Origin of the sequence: Chryseobacterium sp. 22458, from assembly GCF_052044975.1 — a bacterium.
Lineage (GTDB): Bacteria > Bacteroidota > Bacteroidia > Flavobacteriales > Weeksellaceae > Chryseobacterium.
Genome location: NZ_JBQEOA010000001.1, coordinates 1,244,896 through 1,266,778, shown reverse-complemented (window position 1 = coordinate 1,266,778; position 21,883 = coordinate 1,244,896). Strand labels below are relative to the sequence as shown.

The 21,883-nt window shown below is 37.2% G+C and carries 19 protein-coding genes; 11 read left to right on the top strand and 8 right to left on the bottom strand.

Annotated features, from left to right (window positions below; all coding sequences use genetic code 11):
* The first annotated feature begins 113 nt into the window (after positions 1-113).
* The gene (locus tag ACTJJF_RS05610) at positions 114-506 is read left to right on the top strand and encodes a Rid family hydrolase (RefSeq protein WP_440698982.1); all 393 of its coding nucleotides are present in this window, start codon (positions 114-116) and stop codon (positions 504-506) included.
* A 397-nt stretch (positions 507-903) separates the two neighbouring features.
* Here the strand turns inward: ACTJJF_RS05610 and ACTJJF_RS05605 are convergent, their stop codons facing one another.
* The 3 genes from ACTJJF_RS05605 to ACTJJF_RS05595 form a co-directional block, all read right to left on the bottom strand.
* A complete protein-coding gene (locus ACTJJF_RS05605; RefSeq protein WP_440698981.1) occupies positions 904-1,926 on the bottom strand; it encodes an SEFIR domain-containing protein in 1,023 nt (340 codons plus the stop codon).
* A 51-nt stretch (positions 1,927-1,977) separates the two neighbouring features.
* Positions 1,978-2,253, bottom strand: coding sequence for a hypothetical protein (locus ACTJJF_RS05600; protein WP_440698980.1), 276 nt, complete (start codon positions 2,251-2,253; stop codon positions 1,978-1,980).
* Positions 2,254-2,320: 67 nt separating this feature from the next.
* Positions 2,321-2,629: a helix-turn-helix domain-containing protein gene (locus ACTJJF_RS05595; protein ID WP_440698979.1), complete on the bottom strand. Its 309-nt coding sequence runs from the start codon at positions 2,627-2,629 to the stop codon at positions 2,321-2,323.
* Between the two features lie 90 nt (positions 2,630-2,719).
* On the opposite strand from ACTJJF_RS05595, the gene ACTJJF_RS05590 reads away from it, so the two are divergent.
* The 4 genes from ACTJJF_RS05590 (at position 2,720) to ACTJJF_RS05575 (ending at position 8,563) form a co-directional block, all read left to right on the top strand.
* Positions 2,720-3,250 (top strand): hypothetical protein, encoded by a 531-nt coding sequence (locus tag ACTJJF_RS05590; protein WP_440698978.1) that lies wholly within the window; start codon positions 2,720-2,722, stop codon positions 3,248-3,250.
* Positions 3,251-3,712: 462 nt separating this feature from the next.
* Complete coding sequence (locus ACTJJF_RS05585) at positions 3,713-6,217, top strand: PIG-L family deacetylase (RefSeq protein ID WP_440698977.1); 2,505 nt, start codon at positions 3,713-3,715, stop codon at positions 6,215-6,217.
* A 100-nt stretch (positions 6,218-6,317) separates the two neighbouring features.
* Positions 6,318-8,009: a sodium:solute symporter gene (locus ACTJJF_RS05580; RefSeq protein WP_440698976.1), complete on the top strand. Its 1,692-nt coding sequence runs from the start codon at positions 6,318-6,320 to the stop codon at positions 8,007-8,009.
* 35 nt (positions 8,010-8,044) lie between these two features.
* Entirely contained in the window at positions 8,045-8,563 is a 519-nt protein-coding gene (locus ACTJJF_RS05575; RefSeq protein WP_440698975.1) for a DUF2911 domain-containing protein, read from the top strand.
* A 61-nt stretch (positions 8,564-8,624) separates the two neighbouring features.
* Here ACTJJF_RS05575 and ACTJJF_RS05570 read toward each other — a convergent pair whose 3' ends face one another.
* The 5 genes from ACTJJF_RS05570 to ACTJJF_RS05550 all read right to left on the bottom strand — a co-directional run bounded on the left by ACTJJF_RS05570 (position 8,625) and on the right by ACTJJF_RS05550 (position 15,250).
* Positions 8,625-9,044, bottom strand: coding sequence for a hypothetical protein (locus ACTJJF_RS05570; RefSeq protein ID WP_440698974.1), 420 nt, complete (start codon positions 9,042-9,044; stop codon positions 8,625-8,627).
* Positions 9,045-9,054: 10 nt separating this feature from the next.
* Positions 9,055-9,768, bottom strand: a complete 714-nt coding sequence (locus ACTJJF_RS05565; protein ID WP_440698973.1) for a hypothetical protein — start codon at positions 9,766-9,768, stop codon at positions 9,055-9,057.
* 496 nt (positions 9,769-10,264) lie between these two features.
* On the bottom strand, positions 10,265-13,198 hold the full coding sequence (locus tag ACTJJF_RS05560; RefSeq protein WP_440698972.1) for a reprolysin-like metallopeptidase: 2,934 nt from the start codon (positions 13,196-13,198) through the stop codon (positions 10,265-10,267).
* Positions 13,199-13,595: 397 nt separating this feature from the next.
* On the bottom strand, positions 13,596-14,093 hold the full coding sequence (locus ACTJJF_RS05555; protein ID WP_440698971.1) for a DinB family protein: 498 nt from the start codon (positions 14,091-14,093) through the stop codon (positions 13,596-13,598).
* A gap of 17 nt (positions 14,094-14,110) precedes the next feature.
* Positions 14,111-15,250 (bottom strand): acyl-CoA dehydrogenase family protein, encoded by a 1,140-nt coding sequence (locus ACTJJF_RS05550; RefSeq protein WP_312303610.1) that lies wholly within the window; start codon positions 15,248-15,250, stop codon positions 14,111-14,113.
* Between the two features lie 190 nt (positions 15,251-15,440).
* On the opposite strand from ACTJJF_RS05550, the gene ACTJJF_RS05545 reads away from it, so the two are divergent.
* From ACTJJF_RS05545 to purF, 6 genes are all read left to right on the top strand, one after another.
* Complete coding sequence (locus tag ACTJJF_RS05545) at positions 15,441-17,360, top strand: endonuclease (RefSeq protein WP_440698970.1); 1,920 nt, start codon at positions 15,441-15,443, stop codon at positions 17,358-17,360.
* Positions 17,361-17,689: 329 nt separating this feature from the next.
* Positions 17,690-18,295: a SatD family protein gene (locus tag ACTJJF_RS05540; RefSeq protein ID WP_312303606.1), complete on the top strand. Its 606-nt coding sequence runs from the start codon at positions 17,690-17,692 to the stop codon at positions 18,293-18,295.
* Positions 18,296-18,297: 2 nt separating this feature from the next.
* Positions 18,298-18,993, top strand: a complete 696-nt coding sequence (locus ACTJJF_RS05535; protein ID WP_440698969.1) for a DUF3307 domain-containing protein — start codon at positions 18,298-18,300, stop codon at positions 18,991-18,993.
* Positions 18,994-19,029: 36 nt separating this feature from the next.
* Positions 19,030-19,752, top strand: coding sequence for a phosphoribosylaminoimidazolesuccinocarboxamide synthase (gene purC / locus ACTJJF_RS05530; RefSeq protein WP_065397805.1), 723 nt, complete (start codon positions 19,030-19,032; stop codon positions 19,750-19,752).
* A gap of 35 nt (positions 19,753-19,787) precedes the next feature.
* Positions 19,788-20,147 carry a four helix bundle protein gene (locus tag ACTJJF_RS05525; RefSeq protein WP_312303601.1) on the top strand — a complete coding sequence of 120 codons (360 nt, stop codon included), beginning with the start codon at positions 19,788-19,790 and terminating at the stop codon, positions 20,145-20,147.
* A gap of 66 nt (positions 20,148-20,213) precedes the next feature.
* Positions 20,214-21,713 carry an amidophosphoribosyltransferase gene (gene purF, locus ACTJJF_RS05520; RefSeq protein WP_312303599.1) on the top strand — a complete coding sequence of 500 codons (1,500 nt, stop codon included), beginning with the start codon at positions 20,214-20,216 and terminating at the stop codon, positions 21,711-21,713.
* Positions 21,714-21,883: the final 170 nt, after the last annotated feature.

Below are 21,883 nucleotides of genomic sequence, written 5' to 3'. Positions count from 1 at the left end.
GGTAAACCACCTTTTTTATTTAGAATAAAAGAAAAGATTATTTATTAAACCAGTTAAATTTCTAAGATTTTTATCCGTTCTACATTTGCCTTATTAATTTAAACAATAAAAAAATGGTACAGGAAAACAAAAAAGCAGAAGGTTTTGGAATGCCTTGGGAAGATATTTATGGATATGCCCAGGCGGTAAAAAAAGGAAACACCGTTTGGATTTCCGGTCAGTTGGGTCACAACGAAAAAGGCAAATTGGCAGAAGGAATGGAAGCACAAATGAAACAAACTTATGCAAATATTAAAGAATTATTGTCAAGGTATGATATGAAGATGGAAAATGTGGTGGAAGAAGTTATCTATGCAATGGATATGACGACGGCATTTGAGGCAAGAAAAAATTTCAAAACAGAATTTTACGATAATCCTGAAGCTGTAGCCAGTACAATGGTTGGAGTAAGCGGGCTTGCATTGCCCGGACAGCTTGTCGAAATTAAAATTGTGGCAACTGTATGAGTTTCCAGTTTTGAATTTTTGGTCTTTTCTTTTTAAGACTAAAGAGCTTATTTGGCGTTTCAAAGGAGTTTGTGAGCAGCATCAGGAAACGATTAGCGAATAAGGTAAAAATAGATCAATAGTTTAATATTATAAAATGCCGGATACGAAAATATCCGGCATTTTTTCGTGGGAAATTCCTGTAATAATAGAGGCTGTAGATTCTTTTGCTTGAAAATCCCAATGAAGGTTGGGATTTTTTTGTTTTTTGATCTCTGCTGAAGAAGTTTGTGAGAATTTAAGCTGGTAAATAAGATTTCCTTTAAACCTGCAGCAAAACCAATAGATTTCGGAGAGCGGGATAACTTATAAATGTTTTTAGAATTAAGCTATCAGACTAAGTTGTGGATATCACAAATTATCTGAAGTTTTTCGATTTTGCATTTTTTAAATCTGTTATTATTGTTGCGTATACTTCATTTATTAATTTTTCTGATGTAAAGTTCTCGGATTTCGATTTCCATATAACATTTTCAGATTTGTCTATATCGAATTTATATTCAATACTTGAAATCTGTTTAGGTTCTTCACCAGGAAAATACATAGGAGAGTTGCTGAAACTTATATAGCCCCTAAAATACCTGACTAACAATATTGCATATTTAGCTGTATTAGTTGCGATTCCATTAAAGTTAATAATTGCTGAATATCCCATACAGTTAATTTTAATAGATTCCCGATTATCATAATGAGTTTTAATTTCTAACTGTGTATTTTCTGTATAAAATTCTCCTTTTTGTTGAACTACACTTATAATAAGATCTTTTTCTTTTGCTAATATATTGGCACCTTGATAACTATCGACAATTCTATCTAATTTATTATTTAAACTGGATTCTGATGTAAATTCATTTATAATATCTAGTAAAGGATCAATTATTTTAATATCATCAAAATTAGGAATTGCGCCTAAATCAGGTTTTTCAATGAGGTTTTTATCATAAATCAATTTTGCTAACTCTAATAGCTTACTATAATATTTTGTATCATCAACCATATTATGATATAATTTTGATACCAAATGCGAAGGAGCCGAAGTCACTTGAGTACCTATTCTTAATATGGGAATAAATTTAATTTTAGAAAGTGATGATGATAATATATCTTGTGAAATAATTGAAGTTTCATATCCAACACCTTTTTCTCTTTTTTCCGCTCTTTGTTTGTAGTTTGGAGTCAGGATAACAAGAACTTTGTCTGCTTCTGAAATAGCATTTTCCATAAAGTATGTTAACTCTTTTCCTGCATTTAAATCAAATTGGTCTAAAATAACATCAACTCCGTATTTCGAAATTAAATCATTTGCTAATTTCAATACCCAATTTTGATGTTCTTCGTTATCCCAAGAATATGAGATAAAAACTTTCTTTCTATTACTCATTTAGTTTTTAACTTTTTAAATTCTTAATTTTTACTAAACCTATTAATAATGTTATTTATTTCTCCTCTTCCTCTCCTTCTTTTTTTTATACATTATAACTGTCCAATATTGTCCAATTTCAGTGTAGTATTTCTGAGCTATTATATATGTCCCTTTTGTTAAATTATGATTTTTAAAATCTTTTATTGCTTTTTCAGTTAATTGAAAATAGTAATGGTCATCATATTCAAACTCTTGTCCTATTTCTTCAGTAATAAGATTAGTGATTGGGTGCATAAAACGAGGTTCTTCATTTCTGTCATTTGATAAGTGTAAGTATGTACTCATAGTTATATTTTTTATTCATTTGAATATACTAATAATAAATCTATAGATTAAAAAATCCCAACTTTCGTCAGGATTTTCTCTTATTTTGATTTTTAAATTCTTTTTGTAGTTGATCTATTTCACTTTCAATCTTCTTTAACTCTTTTTCATTGAGTTTTGTAAATAAATGTAGTAGATCAATTTCAAGAAAATTACAGAAGGTAACAAGACTTTCAATGGTGGGATTAGTTTCTGCCCTTTCAATTCTACCCACATGGTTACTTGAGATATTAAGCTCAGTTCCAAGCTGAAACTGTGAAAGCCCTCTTTTTAACCTATATAATTGAATAAGCTTTCCAATTTGAAATTTTAATTCCTCTATTTCCCATTTATACATTTAGTAAATTTTGGACTTTCTAAAATTTTTCATCAACACATATATGTGTTTCAATTGTTTTTTTCTTACATTTATAAAAAAATACAAACAATGAAAAAGATAAAAACACATTTCAATCCCCGGTTTCGGGCAGAAAAGAAGAACTCCGGGTTACAGCTGATGGAAACATTCTTTCAGTTCAATGAGCTGGATGTTTCCAAAAAAAGGCTCAGCAACATTATGAACTATGCAGTAAAGAGAAATAGCTGGATCAATGAAGATCCGGCGGAGATCTTTGAGTTTTGCCAGTCGATGAGGTTGCTGATCCGGGCAGGTTATCTCATCATGCTGAAGGAAAGAAAATGGACAGTTGATGCCAAGACTGAAAAGATTTCCCCGTGGGTTCTTGGTCTGCTTTCGGAGAAGGAATACCGGAATCCGTTGCTGGTTTTCAAAAAAGCATTCAGGGAATATACCCTCAAAGAATTTGATTATTTTATGTCCGGAATCGTCTATTTCTCAATGGGTGTCTATGAAAATCTACCGGAAAGGAATATCGTGATGCCTTACATCCATACTGTTAAAATGCTGGATGCTGCACATATTATTCTTCAAAGAAGGAGAGAAAAGAAAAATGGCTGATACCCATTCAGAATAAGAAGCTTGGGTATAAATAAAAAGTTGGGAGCTGATACAGATGATTAATATATTGATGAGTGTTTTTTGACGCAAAGATTTTATTTGCGATGTTGCTGATTTTTAAGGGAGCAAAGGATAGTATCAACTTCGTTGATTCGTCGAAGCATACGCTTATCCCTACGCTTCATCAGCGACAAAGTTGCATGCCTTTGCCCACCTAAAATAAAACGGAATTATCAATGAAATTTGCGTTAATCTTTCTATTTTTCAACACTTAGTACACTTTAGAAAAATAAGGAAATATCACTGAATGAAATACTCTTAAGATGAAAATCTTTGATCTTCAAAAAAACTTTTGTGATTTTGTGGTCAGTTTTAAGCAGCTTTTTTGTGAAATTCACAGTCTGATTCTTTTATGTTTGAAAGAAAGATGATTTACTTATATTTGTCACAAAGCAAATTTAAATGTTCAAAAAAGTAAGCACTGTATTTATTCTTGGCTTTAATACGGTTTTTTGTTTGGCCCAGCAGGTCCGGCCCTCCAAATCATCTGACATTTACCGTGAACTCAAAACCCTTAAACATCTTCCTAAAGTTTTATACCTTGCGGCTCATCCCGATGATGAAAATACAGGATTACTTTCCTGGCTGATCAACGATCAAAATGTAGAAACAGGCTATCTGTCTTTAACCAGAGGTGACGGAGGCCAGAATTTATTAGGTACAGAGCAAGGTGCTGCGTTGGGCCTGATCAGAACGCATGAGCTTTTAGAGGCAAGAAAGTTAGACGGCGCCCAACAGTTTTTTACCCGGGCGATTGATTTCGGGTTCTCTAAAAATACGACCGATACCTTTAAACAATGGGATGAAAACAGCATTATAGCTGATGTAGTATGGGTAATCCGCAAATTCCGCCCTGATGTTATCATTTGTCGTTTTCCTCCTACTGCTGCGGCTGGCCACGGGCAGCATGCGGCTTCGGCTGTGGTGGCAGAAAGAGCTTTTAAGTTGGCAGGTGATAAAACCGCTTTCCCGGATCAGCTGAAATATGTGAATGCATGGCAGCCAAAACGTGTATTATGGAATACTTTCCGGTTTGGCGGGGTCAATACGACTGCTGAAAATCAACTCAAGGTCACGGTTGGCCAATATGACGCACAACTGGGAATGGGATATGGTGAACTGGCAGGATTAAGCAGAAGTTTACATAAAAGCCAGGGGGCAGGAACACAGTCTGTAGCCGGCATCAGAACAGAATACTTTGCCCACGTTATCGGCGAACCTGCAAAAGCAACACTTTTTGACGGAGTTGTCAGAACCTGGACTTCAGAAGGAAATGCAGATATTGACCAGACATTAGATAAAATTATTTCAACTTTCAATTTCAATAATCCTGACCAGAGTTTACCTGCTTTGCTTGCTTTGCGAAAAAAAGTGATGGCCCTGAAAGATATTGAAGTAAAAAAGGATAAAATCAAATCTCTCGACCATATCATTTTAAGCTGTGCCGGATTTATGGGTGAGGTAGTCACCAATAAGTCTGAAGCAGTTGCCGGAGACGATTACAGTTTCAGGTTAAATCTCATCTCAAGAGCTGTGAATCCTGTGATTTTAGAAAATGTACAATGGCTGAACCAACCGGAAAGCGTTAACCGGGAACTCTCAAAAGATTCTTTAATTACCATAGAGCATAAAATTCAGATTCCTGCCGATGCAGCACTCACAGAACCTTACTGGCTGGCAAAACCTCCTACGAATTCAGGAGTTTTCTCTGTGCCAAATGATACTTTAATCGGTTTACCCGAAGCGGAATCACCACTGAATGTTTTGCTTGGTTTAAAAATCGGTTCAGAAAAGTTTCAGGTTAAACTTCCTTTATCTTTCAAAAAATTAGACCCGGTGCGTGGTGATGTGGTAGAAGCCTTGCGCATTGTTCCTGCATTGGAACTGAAATTTACACAACCTCTTTATGTGGTCAAAGAAAATGAAGATTTACATTTGAGTTTAAATGTTAAGGTTAATTCAAGCAAACAGTTCAGTAAAGGCATTCTGAACCTGATGTACAACGGTGAGAGAATAGGAAGCACCGATGTAAACTCACTCAATGGAAAAGATAGCACCATAGATTACGTGATTCCAAAAACTAAGCTTGCTGCAATACATTCATCTCGTTTACAAATGGATGCCAATTTTGTTGCAGATGGAGGCACTTATAATAAAAAACAGGTATTAATTCAGTACCCGCATTTACCCTCCTTGCAATATTTTACGCCTGCAACGGTAACCGTAATGAAAGGTGATATTCAGACGAAGGTTAAAAAAGTGGGTTATATAGAAGGTGCAGGTGATTTTATTCCTGATTTTCTGCGTATTGCAGGGATCCAGGTAGATGTTCTGAAAGATGAAGATTTTTATGGCAATACAAGTGAATCCGGAGGAAACGGCAGTCCAAGCAAGCTGTCACAATATGATGCTATCGTATTGGGTGTTCGTGCCAATAACACGGAGAAAAAGCTGGGGCGATGGATGCCTTTTCTATGGTCTTATGCAAAAGCCGGAGGTAATCTGGTGATGCAGTACAACACCAACCAGGATACAACCGTTGACAAATTAGGGATGTATAATTTCAGCATTGCCAATAAGCGGGTAACAGAAGAAAATGCAGAAGTGAGGTTTTTAAATCCCAATCATAAACTACTCAACTTTCCGAACAAAATTACTACGGATGATTTTAAAGGCTGGGTACAGGAGCGTGGCGCCTATTTCCCTGCGCAATGGGATGCAGCCTATGAACCGCTTTTTGAAATGCACGATACAGATGAAGAACCTCTTCAGGGATCAACTTTATATGCCAAATACGGAAAAGGGAATTTTATTTATACTCCTTTAGCGTTTTTCAGGCAACTGCCTGCCGGAAATGTGGGGGCGGCACGTTTATTTTTAAACTTTTTATCAGCACAGAAAAACTAATGAACAAAAAACTTAAAAATTGGAATACCTGGTATCTGTTATTAGCTGCTGCATTAGTATTGCAGATCGTATTATATTATTGGTTTACTAAATTCTGGGCATGAGTAATTTAGATTGGACAGTTTTAATTTTTACCCTGGTGGTAGTGGTTGTGTACGGTGTATTTATTGGTCGTGGCCAAAAGAGCAATGCATCCTACCTGAAAGCAGATAATAAAATGCCTTGGTACATTGTACTTTTAGGTATTATGGCGACTCAGGCAAGTGCCATTACATTTCTTTCAGCACCGGGTCAGGCATATACAGACGGGATGCGTTTCGTGCAGTATTATTTTGGGCTACCTTTGGCGATGATTGTGATCTGTATTACTTTCATTCCGATTTTTCAGCGCTTAAATGTTTACACCGCCTATGAATATTTAGAAAACCGTTTTGATAAAAAAACAAGGGTACTCACTTCACTGCTTTTTCTTTTTTCCAGAGGTTTATCAACGGGGATCAGCATTTATGCCCCGAGTATCATTCTGTCAAGCGTTCTGAACTGGAATATTTATTTAACCAATGTTTTAACAGGTGGGATTCTGTTGATTTATACCTATGTTGGCGGAGCTAAAGCAATCGCACACACCCAAAAGCTGCAGTTTCTCATTATTCTGGGTACAATGGCCTTTGCCGGGTATCTGCTTATTCAGAATATGCCGGATGGCATTGGTTTTAACGATGCACTTTATCTGGCTGGGAAATCCGGAAAGCTCAATGTCATCACTACAGAATTCGACTGGAAGGATAAATACAATATCTGGAGCGGTTTAATTGGCGGTTTTTTTCTGGCCTTGTCTTACTTTGGTACAGATCAGAGTCAGGTTGGGAGGTATATTACGGCAAAAGACAATACCAATGCAAAAATGGGTCTGCTGTTGAACGGATTGGTTAAAATTCCGATGCAGTTTGCTATTCTCATGATTGGTGCTTTACTTTTCGCTTTCTTTTCTCTGAAACCGGCCCCGATTTATTTTAACGAGCGCTCTTACCAGCATTTAAAGGAAACAAAACCTGAACAGGCTGCGGTTTTTGAAAAAGAGCATCAGGAATTGCAAATACAATTTAATGCAGAATCGAAAGAAATTTTAAAGCTGAAAGAAAATAATTCTCCGCAACTTATAAAAGCAATTCAGGATTTTAAAAAGACACAAACAGAGGTGAAAGCACTTCATGGAAGGGTAGAGGAAGCAATCAATAATTCAAGCTATAATGCGGAAAAAACGGATACAAATTATATTTTCCTGTATTTCGTAAAAAATACCTTGCCTGCAGGGATGATAGGTTTACTGTTTGCCGTTATTTTTCTGGCTAGCTGGGGCTCAATTTCGGCAGCGCTGAATTCCCTTGCTGCCTGTTCATTGAAAGATGTTCATTTAATATTCAGCAAAGAAATTCCTGATGATGCCACCGAATTGAAGTATAGCCGTCTGCATACTTTAGCATGGGGTATTTTCTCAATCGGTGTAGCGATGTTTGCTACTCAGATGGGTTCCCTTATTGAAGCTGTAAATGTATTGGGCTCTCTTTTTTATGGCCCGATATTGGGGATTTTTCTTGTTGCCTTTTACTATAAAAAAATTACCGGTTCCAATGTATTTATTGCTGCCATTTTATCAGAAATTGCGGTGATTGCCGTGTATCAGTTCGATATTGTTTCTTTCCTTTGGCTTAATGTCATTGGTGCGGCAGCAGTGATTATATTTTCTGCAATCGGTTTGTTGTTTTATAAACAGAAAGAAGTAAATTCGTAAGCAAATAATAATAAAAACAAACAAATAAAAATAATATGAAAACAATCATTAAATCTGCCGCCGTACTTGTTGCGACAATGACAATCTCCTTGAACGCCTTTGCACAGGAAACTAAAAAACCTGCCAGCCCTCCGGCTACTGCTACTGGAAAAATTAAAGATGCAAATATTACCATTGCCTATAGCAGCCCTTCTGTTAAAGGACGTACAATCTGGGGGGGGTTGGAAGCATATAATAAAGTTTGGCGTGCGGGAGCCAATGAAGCAACTACTTTTGAAACGGATAAAGATATTACCGTTCAGGGTAAAAAACTGGCTGCAGGTAAATACAGCTTTTTCTTAATTCCTAAAGAAAGCGGAACCTGGACTGCAATTTTTAATAAAGAACCCAAACAATGGGGCGCTTATAAATACGAAGAATCAAAAGATGCCTTACGTGTTGACGTAAAAACAAAGGCTTTACCTGCAACACAGGAAAGTTTGGTTTATAAAATAAACAGCAATGGATTTACAATGGATTGGGATAAAATCTCAGTTCCTGTAGAAATCAAATAAATTGAAATGTAAAAAATAAAAAATCCCGGTTCAACGGGATTTTTTTGTTTAGATAGAGTTATTATATCACTTCTTCATACTTCCATACGCCTGAGATATTCAGAACGGTTAATCCCGGTTGTTTTTCTCCATAGCTGAATATGCAGATGTACTTTGTATGACACGATATACAATCGGTTCCAAAATATAAGGTTGGCAGATTATGCACTGTCAGTTCTCCAAAATGCGACATCATCTGAGGGGTTTCGGAAACCATTCCGTTTGATAACAAATCGGTTTTGGAAAGAACCTTATTGCCCTGATAGATCTGTAAAACAGGGAAACCGGAGTGATAGGGAATTATTACAAGATTATTTTCCTGGCCACAATCACAACACGTGAATGTAGTTGCAGCAGACGGTAATGCTTCATCGTTGATGAATGTACTTTTAGCGGCAGTAGCTTTTTGGAGTATGTTGATTCTTTTTGATATTGCGTACATCTGAATTTATTTAGGGCTGAATAACCGTTCCTGCTAAGTTAGGATATTTTCCGCTCGGACTCTTTTTAATGGTAACTTTTATATACCCTTCTTCTGCTAACTTGTTCCATGTTTTCTGATAACCGGTATTGATGTCGATAGGAATTTTCCACATGGTCTGTTTTCCTTTTCCTGTCTGGCTAAACCAGGGAATGATATCGGCCGTTTGCGTTTTAAACTGCATGGCATTATTCAAGACATCGATTTCGTAATAAAAATCATACTTATCTTCGGGTTGATTTAACGCTCTTTGGGTAAAAGTATACACATACCCATTGATGATAGGGCTGGTAAAACTTCCTCCTAAAGTAGGAACCCCGGTTCCGTTATAGCTTCCAACCGCTCCGCTGTATCTGTCGAATTTCTGACCGGCCTGAAGAGGAACTTCATCAACGATATTATAACCGCCATTGGCAGGAGGCCATCCGCCATTCAGATTATTGGCTTTGAAAAGAGTTTCCAGTTCGCTCCATTTACCTTGTTTGTACAGTTCAAATATCTGGCTTCTTACACTTGCGTTTACATTGCCGTTCGGATCATAGGTTACAGCAAGTTCGTCAGCAGATTTATAGAATACGATTGTAACATCACTTGGAGACTGAATTTCCTCTTCCCTGTCTGAGCTGCAAGCCATTGAGGTGAAAACAACAGTGAAAAAAAAGAGATACTTAAATACATGTTTCATATAAAAAAAATTAAATTATTTAAAAAATTAAATAGGGTATTACGGGGAATAGCAATGATACTCTTGAAACAGGCTCTCTTTTATAATGATTTTTCAGGATTATTCTCTTCGGAAAAATAGTTGTACCCGGAAATGTTCAACAGCAGATCTGAATAAATACTTTTTAATAATATTTAAAAACGGAATCAGAAGGGGGATAACAGTATTTTTAATCAAAAAATGATAGCTGTGCCCTCTGCAATACCAACTGGATCAACGGTACAATAAAAGAATATTGTCAGGTGATAAAATTAAACTAAAAAACTTTAATATGTGTAGTTTTATTTAAAATAATATTATTTATGAAAATTAATTTCGTAAAATGTTTTAATTGCTTTTATTTTTTACATGATGATATTCTGTGACTTTATTCTTGAATTGAAAGAAATTCACAGATGAAAAATAAAAAAACTGCCCTGTGGGGGCAGTTTAAACATCGTTAAAATTTTAAAGGATATTAATCTTTAATGAATCTCTTGGCGGTTTCCCCAATCTGTATCATATAAGCACCTTTGATCAGGCTGCCTACATTGACAGAGCCTCTTTGAAGCTTCCCTGAGTCAACCAGTTTTCCACCCATATCAAAGATTTTGTATTCCTCAGAAGTAGTATTTGAGATATGCAGTACATCTTTTGCCGGGTTAGGGAACAGTTTAATATCAGTAATCAGGTCTTTGGTATCTGCTGTAATACCTCTTCCTGAAGAAGCGATATTAAGGGTATAATCTTCCACCTGTCCGTAAGTATAGGCTTCACAGGATGAGGTCGGAATAGAGCTGTATTTCATCATCACTCTCATTCTTGTAGATCCTGCTGTAGCTGTTGTCGGAATGGTAATAGATCCTGTTACCGGAGTTGTTGTAGATCCTGCTTTTGTCCAGGCAAGTTCTCCGCTGTCTGTGAAGTCTCCGTCACCGTTATAATCAATGTATACAGCATAAGCTTCGCTGTATTTTGTAGAAGTCCAAACCGGAGTTATAGAAATCGTATAAGAACTTCCTGCAGTCACATTGGTAGAAACTGAAGTGAAGTTTTCATAACCCGCAGTTCCTGTAGAAGTATTGTTGATGGTTCCGAATTTTACGTTTCCGATTCTTTCATCAGCTGTATTGGATGCTGAAGCAGAGCAATAAGTTACCGTTCCGCCTCCTGAAAGAGTGGTAACATTTACTGTATTACTTGAAACGGATGTATTTCCCGCTGCGTCTTTTGCCTTCACAGAGAAAGAGTAATTTGTAGAAGGAGTTAATCCGGTTACGGTATACGTTGTAGTAGCTGTAGATCCGATCAATGAAGCATTCATGTATACATCATATCCTGTAACCCCTACATTATCCGTAGCACCAGACCATGAAAGATTTGTGCTGGTAGAAGTTGTTCCTGAAGCAGCAAGGGTAGGAGCTGTAGGAGCAACGGTATCAGGCGTTCCGGAACCTGCGTTTACTGAAATATTGGCATTATTCACATCAAAGAAGATATGATTGGATCCTTTTACCATGATTCTACCTGTTGTAGTGGTAACGTTAGGAATCGTCACAGCCTGTGTGCCGTCATTTGGAGTTCCTGCCAATAGAGTAGTCCATGTATTTCCGTTGTCTGTAGACCAAAGAATATCTACATTGGCAGCATTTACACCGTTTGCTGTAGTTCCTGCTACATTCCATGTAATGGTTTGAGAACTTCCGCCTGCGTACGTTGTTGCCGAGTTTTGTGATGTTACGGAGAATGGTCCTGCAGTTCCGTTCACAGTGATTACCGCATCGTCAGAATTGTTTCCTGAACCCCCGGCTCTGTTATCACGGGCAGTGAACCTGAAATTGAGTGTTCTGGCTACTGAAGAAAGTGCTTCAACAGTGATTTCAGCTCCTGCTGTAGTGGTAGCTCCTGTTAATATGGAAGCCATTCTCGGGAAATATCTCACAGGAGAAGTTGTAGGTGTCCATGATCTGAAGTTAGGTCCTGAAGTTTTCGTAGCGCTGGCTGCAGAGCTGGCTCCTGTCTGGGAAGAAGAAGCGTTATCCATTTGTTCCCAGATATAAGTCAGAGAATCTCCGTCAGCATCCGTTGATGTACCTGTCAGCATAAACGGAGTTCCTTTTGGGATGGTATAATCTGCGCCTGCATTCGCTGTTGGAATTGAGTTTCCTGTATTCGTATTTACAGAGCAGGTTTTCGCTTTAATATTGTTGGTGATCTGCTGAATGCTTATGGCATGGAAAAATGCATCAGAGTGTGGCTGAATATCCTGGCTGGTAATTCCGGCATATCCCATGATGGTTGACCCTGAACCAGGCTCCATATTCGCTCCTGTTCCTTCGTTATTCATTGAGAAAGTGTGATTTCCTCCGAACTGATGCCCCATTTCGTGAGCTACATAATCGATATCAAAATTATCCCCTGAAGGAATGGCATCTGCCGGTGAAGTATATCCGCTTCCTTTTGATCCGTTGGTACAGATACAGCCGATACAGCCTGCATTTCCTCCACCTCCTGAAGCCCCGAATAAGTGTCCGATATCATAATTGGCTTCACCGATTACAGAGGTTAGGGTGCTTTGAAGCTGAGAATTCCAGCTGCTCATTCCTGAAGCGGCAGAATAAGGGTCTGTAGAAGCGTTGGTATAAATTACGGCATCGTTATTGGCGATCAGAACCATTCTGGCAGCAAAATCTTTTTCAAAAACACCATTTACACGGGTCATTGTAGTATTCATTGCAGCAAGTGCCAGCGCTTTGGTTCCCCCGAAATACGCAGTATATTCTCCTGTACAGGATAAAGCCAGTCTGAAGGTTCTTAGTTTGGCATCATCTGCGTTAGGTCTTGCAGCAAGCCCGGAATTCGCCACACCTTTTTGTGCCGCATCCACTACGGTACATTCAAATTTGTTAAGATCATCCTTCTTATCAGATTTTCTGTATACAACATAAGTGGAAAGGTCTTTGGAATAAGGTTCGATAAATACAGCTGATTTGTCTCCATAGATTTCCATTGAAGATAAACCAAGTGGGGAAACACTGAAATAAACTGTAGAATTCGGGTCGTCAAGACCCTGGCCTACGTAAGATTTAATGTCCGGATATTTTGCGGCAAGTTCCGGGGTGAAGTTGGAATTCTCTCTTACTTTGAAATTTTCCATTCTGCCTTCAGAATTTGGAAAAGAAACGATGATTTCAGACTTTTCGCCGGCTGCCAGCCTTTTAGGAGCTCTTGCCAGAACACTTTTCAATCCGTCTATATTAAGGCTGTACACCTTCGGATTTTCAATGCCTGCTTTGTTTTCAAAGATCTCTGAAGAAGCTTTTCTGGAGCTTTCAGACCAAAGGCGGTCAGTTTGTGCGAAAGAAACACCGCTAATAAGGAGCATTCCAATCAGGGTTAATTGTTTTTTCATATTAAATATAAGTTTTGATTGTGGAATATCAAAGCTAATAAAAAATATGTTACGAAAAATAAAATTATTTAAGAATATTTCTGATTCTTTGTTTAAAATATTATGCAATACATTAAATAATATTGAATAAGCCGATTAATACAAGAAAAGTGAAATGTTAAAATTGAATTTTTTATAGTGAAAAAATCAAACTAAAGTGACTTTTTTAATTAATTTATAAAAAAGAGACAATAATATTGACCGAAAATTCATTATTAATTCACAAAATTAACAGGTTATTTTTAATGCTAAAATGTATGTTTTTTGCAGAAATTTATACATCTTGTTGGCTGGCAATAAAAAAGCTGTTTCAAAAAGTGAAACAGCCATATTTTTACTATGAATAATAATTATTCAGTTACATTTTGTCATCAGCTGTAGGCCCGTAAAGACCAGGAACTGTATTTCCGGTTGATCTTAAATAAACAACCAGCTCACCTCTGTGATGATACAAATGATTATACAGAAAACCTCTTACTACCTGTACTCTTGGGGAAGGAGGGAAAAGAACATTACCATTCATTTCCATTTTCCATTCATTGAAATACGTGGATTCGTCAGAGTCTTCCAGCACTTTCTGTGCTTTGGCAACATTTTCTTCAAATTTGGCAAGAATATTTTCAGCCTTGGAAATATCTCCTTTATTATACTTGTATTTTCCCATATCAAAAGTGTCCTGTTTGAAGGTGGGTTCATACCAGTTGTATACTTCTGCAATATGAGAAGCCAGCTGGGCGGTCGTCCAGTTTTTTTCAGACGGTTTCCATTCAAGAGCGCTGTCAGGGATTGCTTTTAAAATTTTTCTGGTGTTTTCTGCTTCATACAGAAATTCACCTAAAAGTGCCTGTTTAATCATTGATATTCAATTTTGGGTTATTTAGTAATATCTCTTCCGATCACCAGTCTCTGGATCTCAGAAGTTCCCTCACCAATCGTACAAAGCTTGGAATCTCTGTAGAATTTCTCAGCAGGGAAGTCTTTTGTATATCCGTAACCTCCGAAGATCTGTACTGCATTGTTGGAAATTCTCACGCAAGCTTCAGAAGCATATAGTTTTGCCATTGCCCCTTCTTTGGTCATTTTCTGCTTAGCATTTTTCAGTGTAGAAGCTCTTTGGATCAAAAGTTCTGCAGCATCAATTTCCGTTGCCATATCAGCAAGCATGAAGTTGATCGCCTGGAATTCAGAGATTGATTTTCCGAACTGGTGTCTTTCTTTAGCATATTTTAAAGCAGCTTTATAGGCTCCTCTTGCTGTTCCTAAACTTAAAGCAGCAATAGAAATTCTTCCGCCATCCAAAATTTTCATAGCCTGCTTGAAACCTTCACCTACTTCTCCCAAACGGTGAGAATCCGGTACACGTACGTTGTCAAAGATAAGTTCTGCTGTTTCGGAAGCACGCATTCCCAGTTTGTTTTCTTTTTTTCCGGAAGTGAAACCAGGCATCCCTTTTTCTAAAACGAAAGCTGTAGAATTGTTTTTGGCTCCTTTTTCACCGGTTCTGGTCATCACTACGGCGATGTCTCCAGAAATAGCGTGTGTAATAAAGTTCTTAGCTCCGTTGATGATCCATTCATCCCCGTCTTTTACGGCAGTTGTAGACATCCCTCCTGAATCCGAACCCGTATTGTGTTCTGTCAATCCCCAGGCTCCGATCACTTTTCCGGTGGCCAGCTGAGGAAGCCATTTGTTTCTTTGTTCTTCGTTTCCAAATTCATAGATATGGTTGGTGCAAAGTGAATTGTGAGCCGCTACAGAAAGACCGATTGATGGATCCACCTGAGAAATTTCGTCAAGAATAGCAACATACTCATGATATCCCAAACCGGAGCCACCGTATTGTTCAGGAACTACAATCCCCATAAATCCCATTTCTCCCAGCTGGTGAAAAAGATCTTTTGGAAATGTCTGGCTTTCATCCCACTCCATAATATTCGGTCGGATATTCTTTTCTGCAAATTCTTTAGCTGTCTCCGCTATCATTTTGATGTTGTCAATAGTCTCTGTATTCATATTAGATAATAGTTAGTTCCCAAAGATAACCAAATTGACGGAATGCTAAAAAAATTATTTTGTTCATGCTATTATAGCCTCAATATTTTAATTCCCAGTTTTTTATATTTTGAGAATTAATATTTCCTTAATAAAATTTTCAGTCTTTTACATGTTTTATTTCACTAATTTAGTCGCCCAATTTTAAGGCATGAAAAAAATTCTACTTCCTATTATTTTAATTTCCTCTTATATTGCTGCGCAGGCACCTGCCGGATATTATGACGGAACAGCTGGATTGACAGGCTATGCCCTGAAAACGAAACTTCACGATATTATTTCTGAAAAAATGATCAACTGGCATTATGACGATCTTAAAAATTTATATACCCAGACTGATCTTGATAAATATTATGATCACGATGCATCCAATACGCAATATTTACTCGATATTTATTCGGAAATTCCTTCAGGACCTGATGTTTATGAATATACAACAGATCAGCTTATAGCAAGTGCCGGTGCTGAAGGCCTGGGGTACAACAGAGAGCATATGATGCCGCAAAGTACGTTCAGTACAAGTTCTACCATCAGTGATTATCCAATGTATTCGGATATTAATTTTATTATTCCCGTTGATGCATATATCAACCAACGGAGGAATAACTACCCTTACGGAATAGGAGGAAATACGGTCTACTATAACTTTACTAATGGTTCAAAAATGGCCAATGCTGCTATTCCCAATTATCCATATACAGGAAGGGTGTATGAGCCCAATAATGAATTTAAAGGAGATATTGCAAGGACTTTGCTTTATTTTGCCGTGAGGTATGAAGGGAAGCTGGGATCATTTAATACCGCTTATACTACTTCTGCTAATATTACACCGGCGACAGATCAGTGCCCGCTGGATGGAACCGAAGAAAGAGCTATTGATCTTCCCTATGTGGCTATGCTGAAGCAGTGGAGTGCCGCAGATCCGGTTTCACAAAGAGAAATTGACAGGAATAATGCGATATATGCTATTCAGAAAAACAGAAATCCATTTATTGATCATCCCGAATGGATCGATATGATCTGGTCTGAAAATCCTGATAGTATTGCCCCTGCCGCTCCGGGATCACTGACTTCAACACAGCAGAATGCATATTTTGTTAACCTGAACTGGACTGCTTCTCCTGATACTGATGTTCTGGGATACAGAATATATATGAATGGTTCAACTACACCTGTGGCTGTTACAAAGGAAACTTCTATAAGCATAGATCATCTGAGCCCGTCAACAACTTATACTTTTACGGTAAAAGCTTTTGATAAAGGATATCTGGAATCTCCATTCAGCAATACGGTTACAGCCACAACAATTGCTTCGGACTCGTATGCTCCGGATCTTATCATTACAAAGTATATTTCAGGAACCAACAATATTGCCAATACCATTAAGAATAATGCCTTGGAAATCGTTAATAAAACAGGACATGAAGTTAATTTAAATAATTACAGGATTAATATTCAGTTTAAGAATAATAGCACAGGGACTATCTATAACGGAGATACCTATGAACTGGAAGGTAAAGTAGCAAACAATGAAACTTTTGTTATCCTGAATCCGAAATCTACTTTATCATGTTACACCCCTGCTCAGGCAAAGTTTGTCACCGCATCTGATCCTCTTACGTTTAAAGGAGAGAATTATGTGGAACTGGCATATAATAAAACAGTTACTGTAGATGCGATTGGAGTAAAGTATACTACCAATAACAACGGAAATGTATCTTTATATAGAAAAAGTGCAATCAATAGCCCGACCAGTACCTTTAATATTAGTGAATGGGATTCTTATCCGTCTGATTACTGTCAGAATCTGGGAACATTATCTACTTCAGAGCTGATTGCATCTGCTGACAAAGAATTTAAAATTTACCCGAATCCTGTTTACGAAAATATTTACGTAAGCGGTAATGTTGAAAAGGTGAAGGCGGCCCAGATCCTGGATTTTTCAGGAAAAGTGATCTACACAGAGAAAGACCCGTTCAGAAACAAAAAGAATATTTCCGTACAGGGAATTCCTGCGGGAGTTTATATGCTGAGACTGGATGATAGAGTAGAACAGTTTATTAAAAAATAAGATAACATTATTTCTCTGACTTATTGGGTAAACCTAACAGGTTTTTAAAACCTGTTAGGTTTATTAATGTACAACATAAATAAAGTACAGCAGCTTCTCAGGAATTACATCGCAGATAGTAGAAAGCAATAAAAAAGTTGAGTTAATATTAAGTCGTTGTAAAAAAATCCAGTTATTCTGCATTTTACAATTTTTACAATTTAGTCTAAGGCCTTAAAAACCTTTTAATTACGATATAATCGATATAAGCAGATTCACTAATAATCAATATCTATAAGTGTTTCTGCTTATATTTTTTATTTATAAGTAATTATGCTTATATTTGCAGTATGATAGCGGTCATTACCGGTGATATTATAAATTCACAGCATGCAGACACTGAAGTTTGGATTACCAGACTTAAAAATCTTCTCGAAACCTGGGGAAGCGCTCCTTACACATGGGAGATCTACCGGGGAGATGAGTTTCAGTTCAAATGCAGTATTGACTCTGTTTTTTGGCATTTTCTCGCCATAAAATCTCTCATTAAAAGTCAGGAAAACCTGGATGTAAGAATGGCCATAGGTATAGGGGAAGAAAGTTTTTCTTCTGAAAAGATTACCGAATCCAATGGTACAGCCTATGTTAACTCCGGAAGATTACTGAATGATTTGAAGAGTGACGGCCACACTGTTGCTATCAAAACCTCCAGCGATTCTGTAGACAGGGATCTTAACATCCTGTTGAAATGGTCTTCCAAAGATTTTGACAACTGGACGATGGCTACGGCAGAAATTATTCATGAGATGATCATGAATCAGGATATCACCCAGGAAGATCTTGCCAAAAGATTTGCTATTTCACAGTCTTCTGTAAGCCAGAGGCTGAAACGAGCCAACTATGAGCTTATCGTGGAAACCAATCAGTATTTCAAAAAGAAAATCTCAGAACTATAGGCATGATCTTCATCAAACTCATATTGGCACATCTACTCGGAGATTTTATACTTCAGCCAAATTCATGGGTTGCTGATAAGGAGAACTATAAACTGAAAAGTAAGTTTTTGTACTTTCATGTTCTGATTCATACCATATTAAGCTTCATTTTCCTTTGGGATTTGCAGCTTTGGTGGGTTGCTGTGTTAGTAGGTATTACTCATTTCATTATTGATGCCGCTAAACTTAGTTTCCAGACTATTAAAACAAAGAAGAGATGGTTTTTCATCGATCAGCTTTTGCATGTTTTGGTGATTGCAGGAGCATCTTTTTATTTTGGAAAATTTAATTTCAGCTTTTTACAGGATCAGGAATTTTTAAAGATACTGATGGCAGCTTTGTTTCTCACAACACCGGCTTCTGTTTTTATCAAAATCCTTTTGTCATCGTGGACACCTGCTCCGGATGGTCCCAATACTATTCAAACCGAATCTTTAACGAGTGCCGGAAAATATATCGGAATTTTAGAACGTCTTCTGGTTTTCACTTTTATTATGGTGAATCACTGGGAAGGCGTAGGTTTCATGGTCGCCGCCAAATCTGTTTTCAGATTCAGCGACCTTGCACAGGCAAAACAGAGGAAACTTACAGAATATGTATTAATTGGTACACTGCTGAGTTTCGGACTGGCTGTCTTAACAGGTATAATAATAAAATAAATCAATAAATCTAACTACAATTTAGAAAGTAAAATTATGAGTCAAAAGAAAGAAATGTTGTACGAGGGGAAAGCAAAACAGGTATTTGCTACCGATAATCCTGATGAAGTAGTAGTACGTTTCAAAGACGATGCTACAGCATTTAACGCTCAAAAGAAAGGTCAGGTAGACCTGAAGGGAGAGATGAACAACGCCATCACCACTCTTATTTTTGAATACTTGAATGAAAAAGGAATCAAAACTCATTTCATTAAACAATTAGACGAAAGAGAGCAGCTGGTGAGAAAAGTATCGATCATTCCTCTTGAAATGGTGGTAAGAAACTACTCTGCAGGAAGTATGGCACAAAGATTAGGAGTGGAAGAAGGAATCAAATCTCCGGTAACCATCTTCGATATCTGCTATAAGAAAGACGAGTTGGGAGATCCGCTTATTAACGACCACCATGCTGTTTTCTTAGGTGCTGCTACCTATGAAGAGCTTGACGAAATGTATGAGCTTACTTCGGATATCAATGAAATCCTTATCGACCTTTTTGATAAAATCAACATCATCCTTGTAGATTTCAAAATCGAATTAGGAAAAACTTCAGACGGTGAGATCATTCTTGCTGATGAGATTTCTCCGGATACTTGTAGACTTTGGGATAAAGATACCATGAAGAAGCTTGACAAAGACAGATTCAGAAGAGACTTAGGAGAAGTTACTGAGGCTTATGTAGAAATCTACAACCGATTGAAGAACTTACTTGCAAAATAGTTTCAGAAATTAGAAGTTAGATATTAGAAATTAGGATGAAATCACACCGAATAGAAGATTTGAAGGTTTGGACAAAATCTATGGTTTTGGTTAAAGAGGTCTATTTGATTTCTGCAGAATTACCAATAGAAGAAAGGTTCGGACTACAATCTCAAATCAGAAGATGTGCAGTTTCGATACCATCTAATATTGCTGAGGGAGCCGGAAGAAATAATAAAAATGAATTTTATCAGTTCCTTGGGATTGCGTTTGGTTCTACTTATGAGCTACAAACCCAGCTCCAATTATTGATTGATTTGAATTTCATTTCTGACTTGAAAATAACTCCTTTGAAAGAACTTTTAGCTGAAATTCAGAAAATGATTTATTCATTAAAAACAAGTTTAAAATTATAATTGAAGTTAACTTAGACTAATTTCTAACATCTAATATCTAACTTCTAATCATTAGAAAAAATAGAAATGAAAAGTTTAGACATTCATAAAAGTGAATATTTAAAACAGTTTGAAAACCAGATTTACGGAAGGAATCTTTTCAGAACTCAGGAAGAGGAAAGATTAGATGCACCTAACGAAGAATGTGGAATTTTCGGATTGTATTCGGATAATGATCTGGATACATTTTCTCTTTCACAATTCGGGCTTTTTGCATTACAGCACAGAGGTCAGGAAGCTTGTGGTATTTCCGTTTTAAAAGATGGAAAAATTACCAATATGAAAGATGAAGGACTGGTTTTAGACGTTTATAAAGACATTCAGGAACCTGAAACTTTTATGGGAAATTCTGCGATCGGACATACCCGTTATACCACTGCAGGAGATAAAAAGAAATATAATTTCCAGCCATTTTTCGCCAAAAACGAATATGACCAGATTATACTTTCTATAGCACACAACGGTAACCTTACCAATGCAAAAGAACTGAAAGCGGAATTAGAAGCTGAAGGCGTGGTTTTCAGAGCAACTTCCGATTCTGAAGTGATTTTGAGACTCATCCAGAAGAACCTTGATTTAGGTCTTCGTGGTGCCATCAGAGCTACCATGGAAAAAATTGAAGGGGCTTATTCGGTTGTGGGAATGACAAGAAACAAATTCTTTGCTTTCAGGGATTTCAACGGAATCCGTCCATTGGTTTTAGGAGCAATCAATGAGAACTCTTATGTTGTAGCTTCAGAATCTGTTGCATTAGACGCTGTAGGAGCTCAGTATGTACGTGATATCCTTCCGGGTGAGATCATCTATACCAATGAAAATGAACCTGGGAAACTTCATTCTTATATGATGGATGAAGCCAAAGGGAAACAAAGAATCTGTTCTTTTGAATACATTTACTTTGCAAGACCTGACTCTACTTTAGAAAATATCAATGTGTATGAGATCAGAGAAAAATCCGGGGAGAAGATCTGGGAACAGGCTCCTGTAGAGGCTGATCTGGTAATAGGAGTTCCGGATTCCGGAGTTCCGGCTGCTATTGGTTTCTCCAAGGCTTCAGGAATACCTTTCCGTCCTGTTCTGATCAAAAACAGATATATCGGAAGAAGCTTCATCGTTCCTACCCAGGAAATGAGAGAAAGGGTTGTAAACCTTAAACTGAACCCGATTATTTCAGAAATGAAAGATAAAAGGGTAGTGATCATTGATGATTCAATCGTTCGTGGAACAACTTCTAAAAGACTTGTTAAGATCTTAAAAGATGCAGGGGTAAAAGAGATTCACTTCAGAAGTGTTTCTCCACCAATCATTGCTCCATGTTATCTGGGGATTGATACACCGTCAAAAGATGACCTGATCTCTGCAAATATGTCTACAGAAGAGCTTAAAAATTATCTGGGAGTAGATTCTCTAGAGTTTTTAAGCATAGACAACCTGAAATCAATTTTAGGTTCTTCCAATCACTGCTTCGGATGCTTCACAGAAGAATATCCTGTAGGAAAAGGAGAGGAGGTAGAATTATTCAATTAATACTTCTTACATAAAAATAGAGAGCCGGATATTAAGTATCCGGCTCTTTATTTTTTACACAATGCCGCTTTCTTGAATTGTCTTTACAAACTTTCATTCAACCTATATTTCCATATCCCAAGCACTATAAAATGTTGCAAAAGCTTAATATTCCTGTAGTATTCAATATA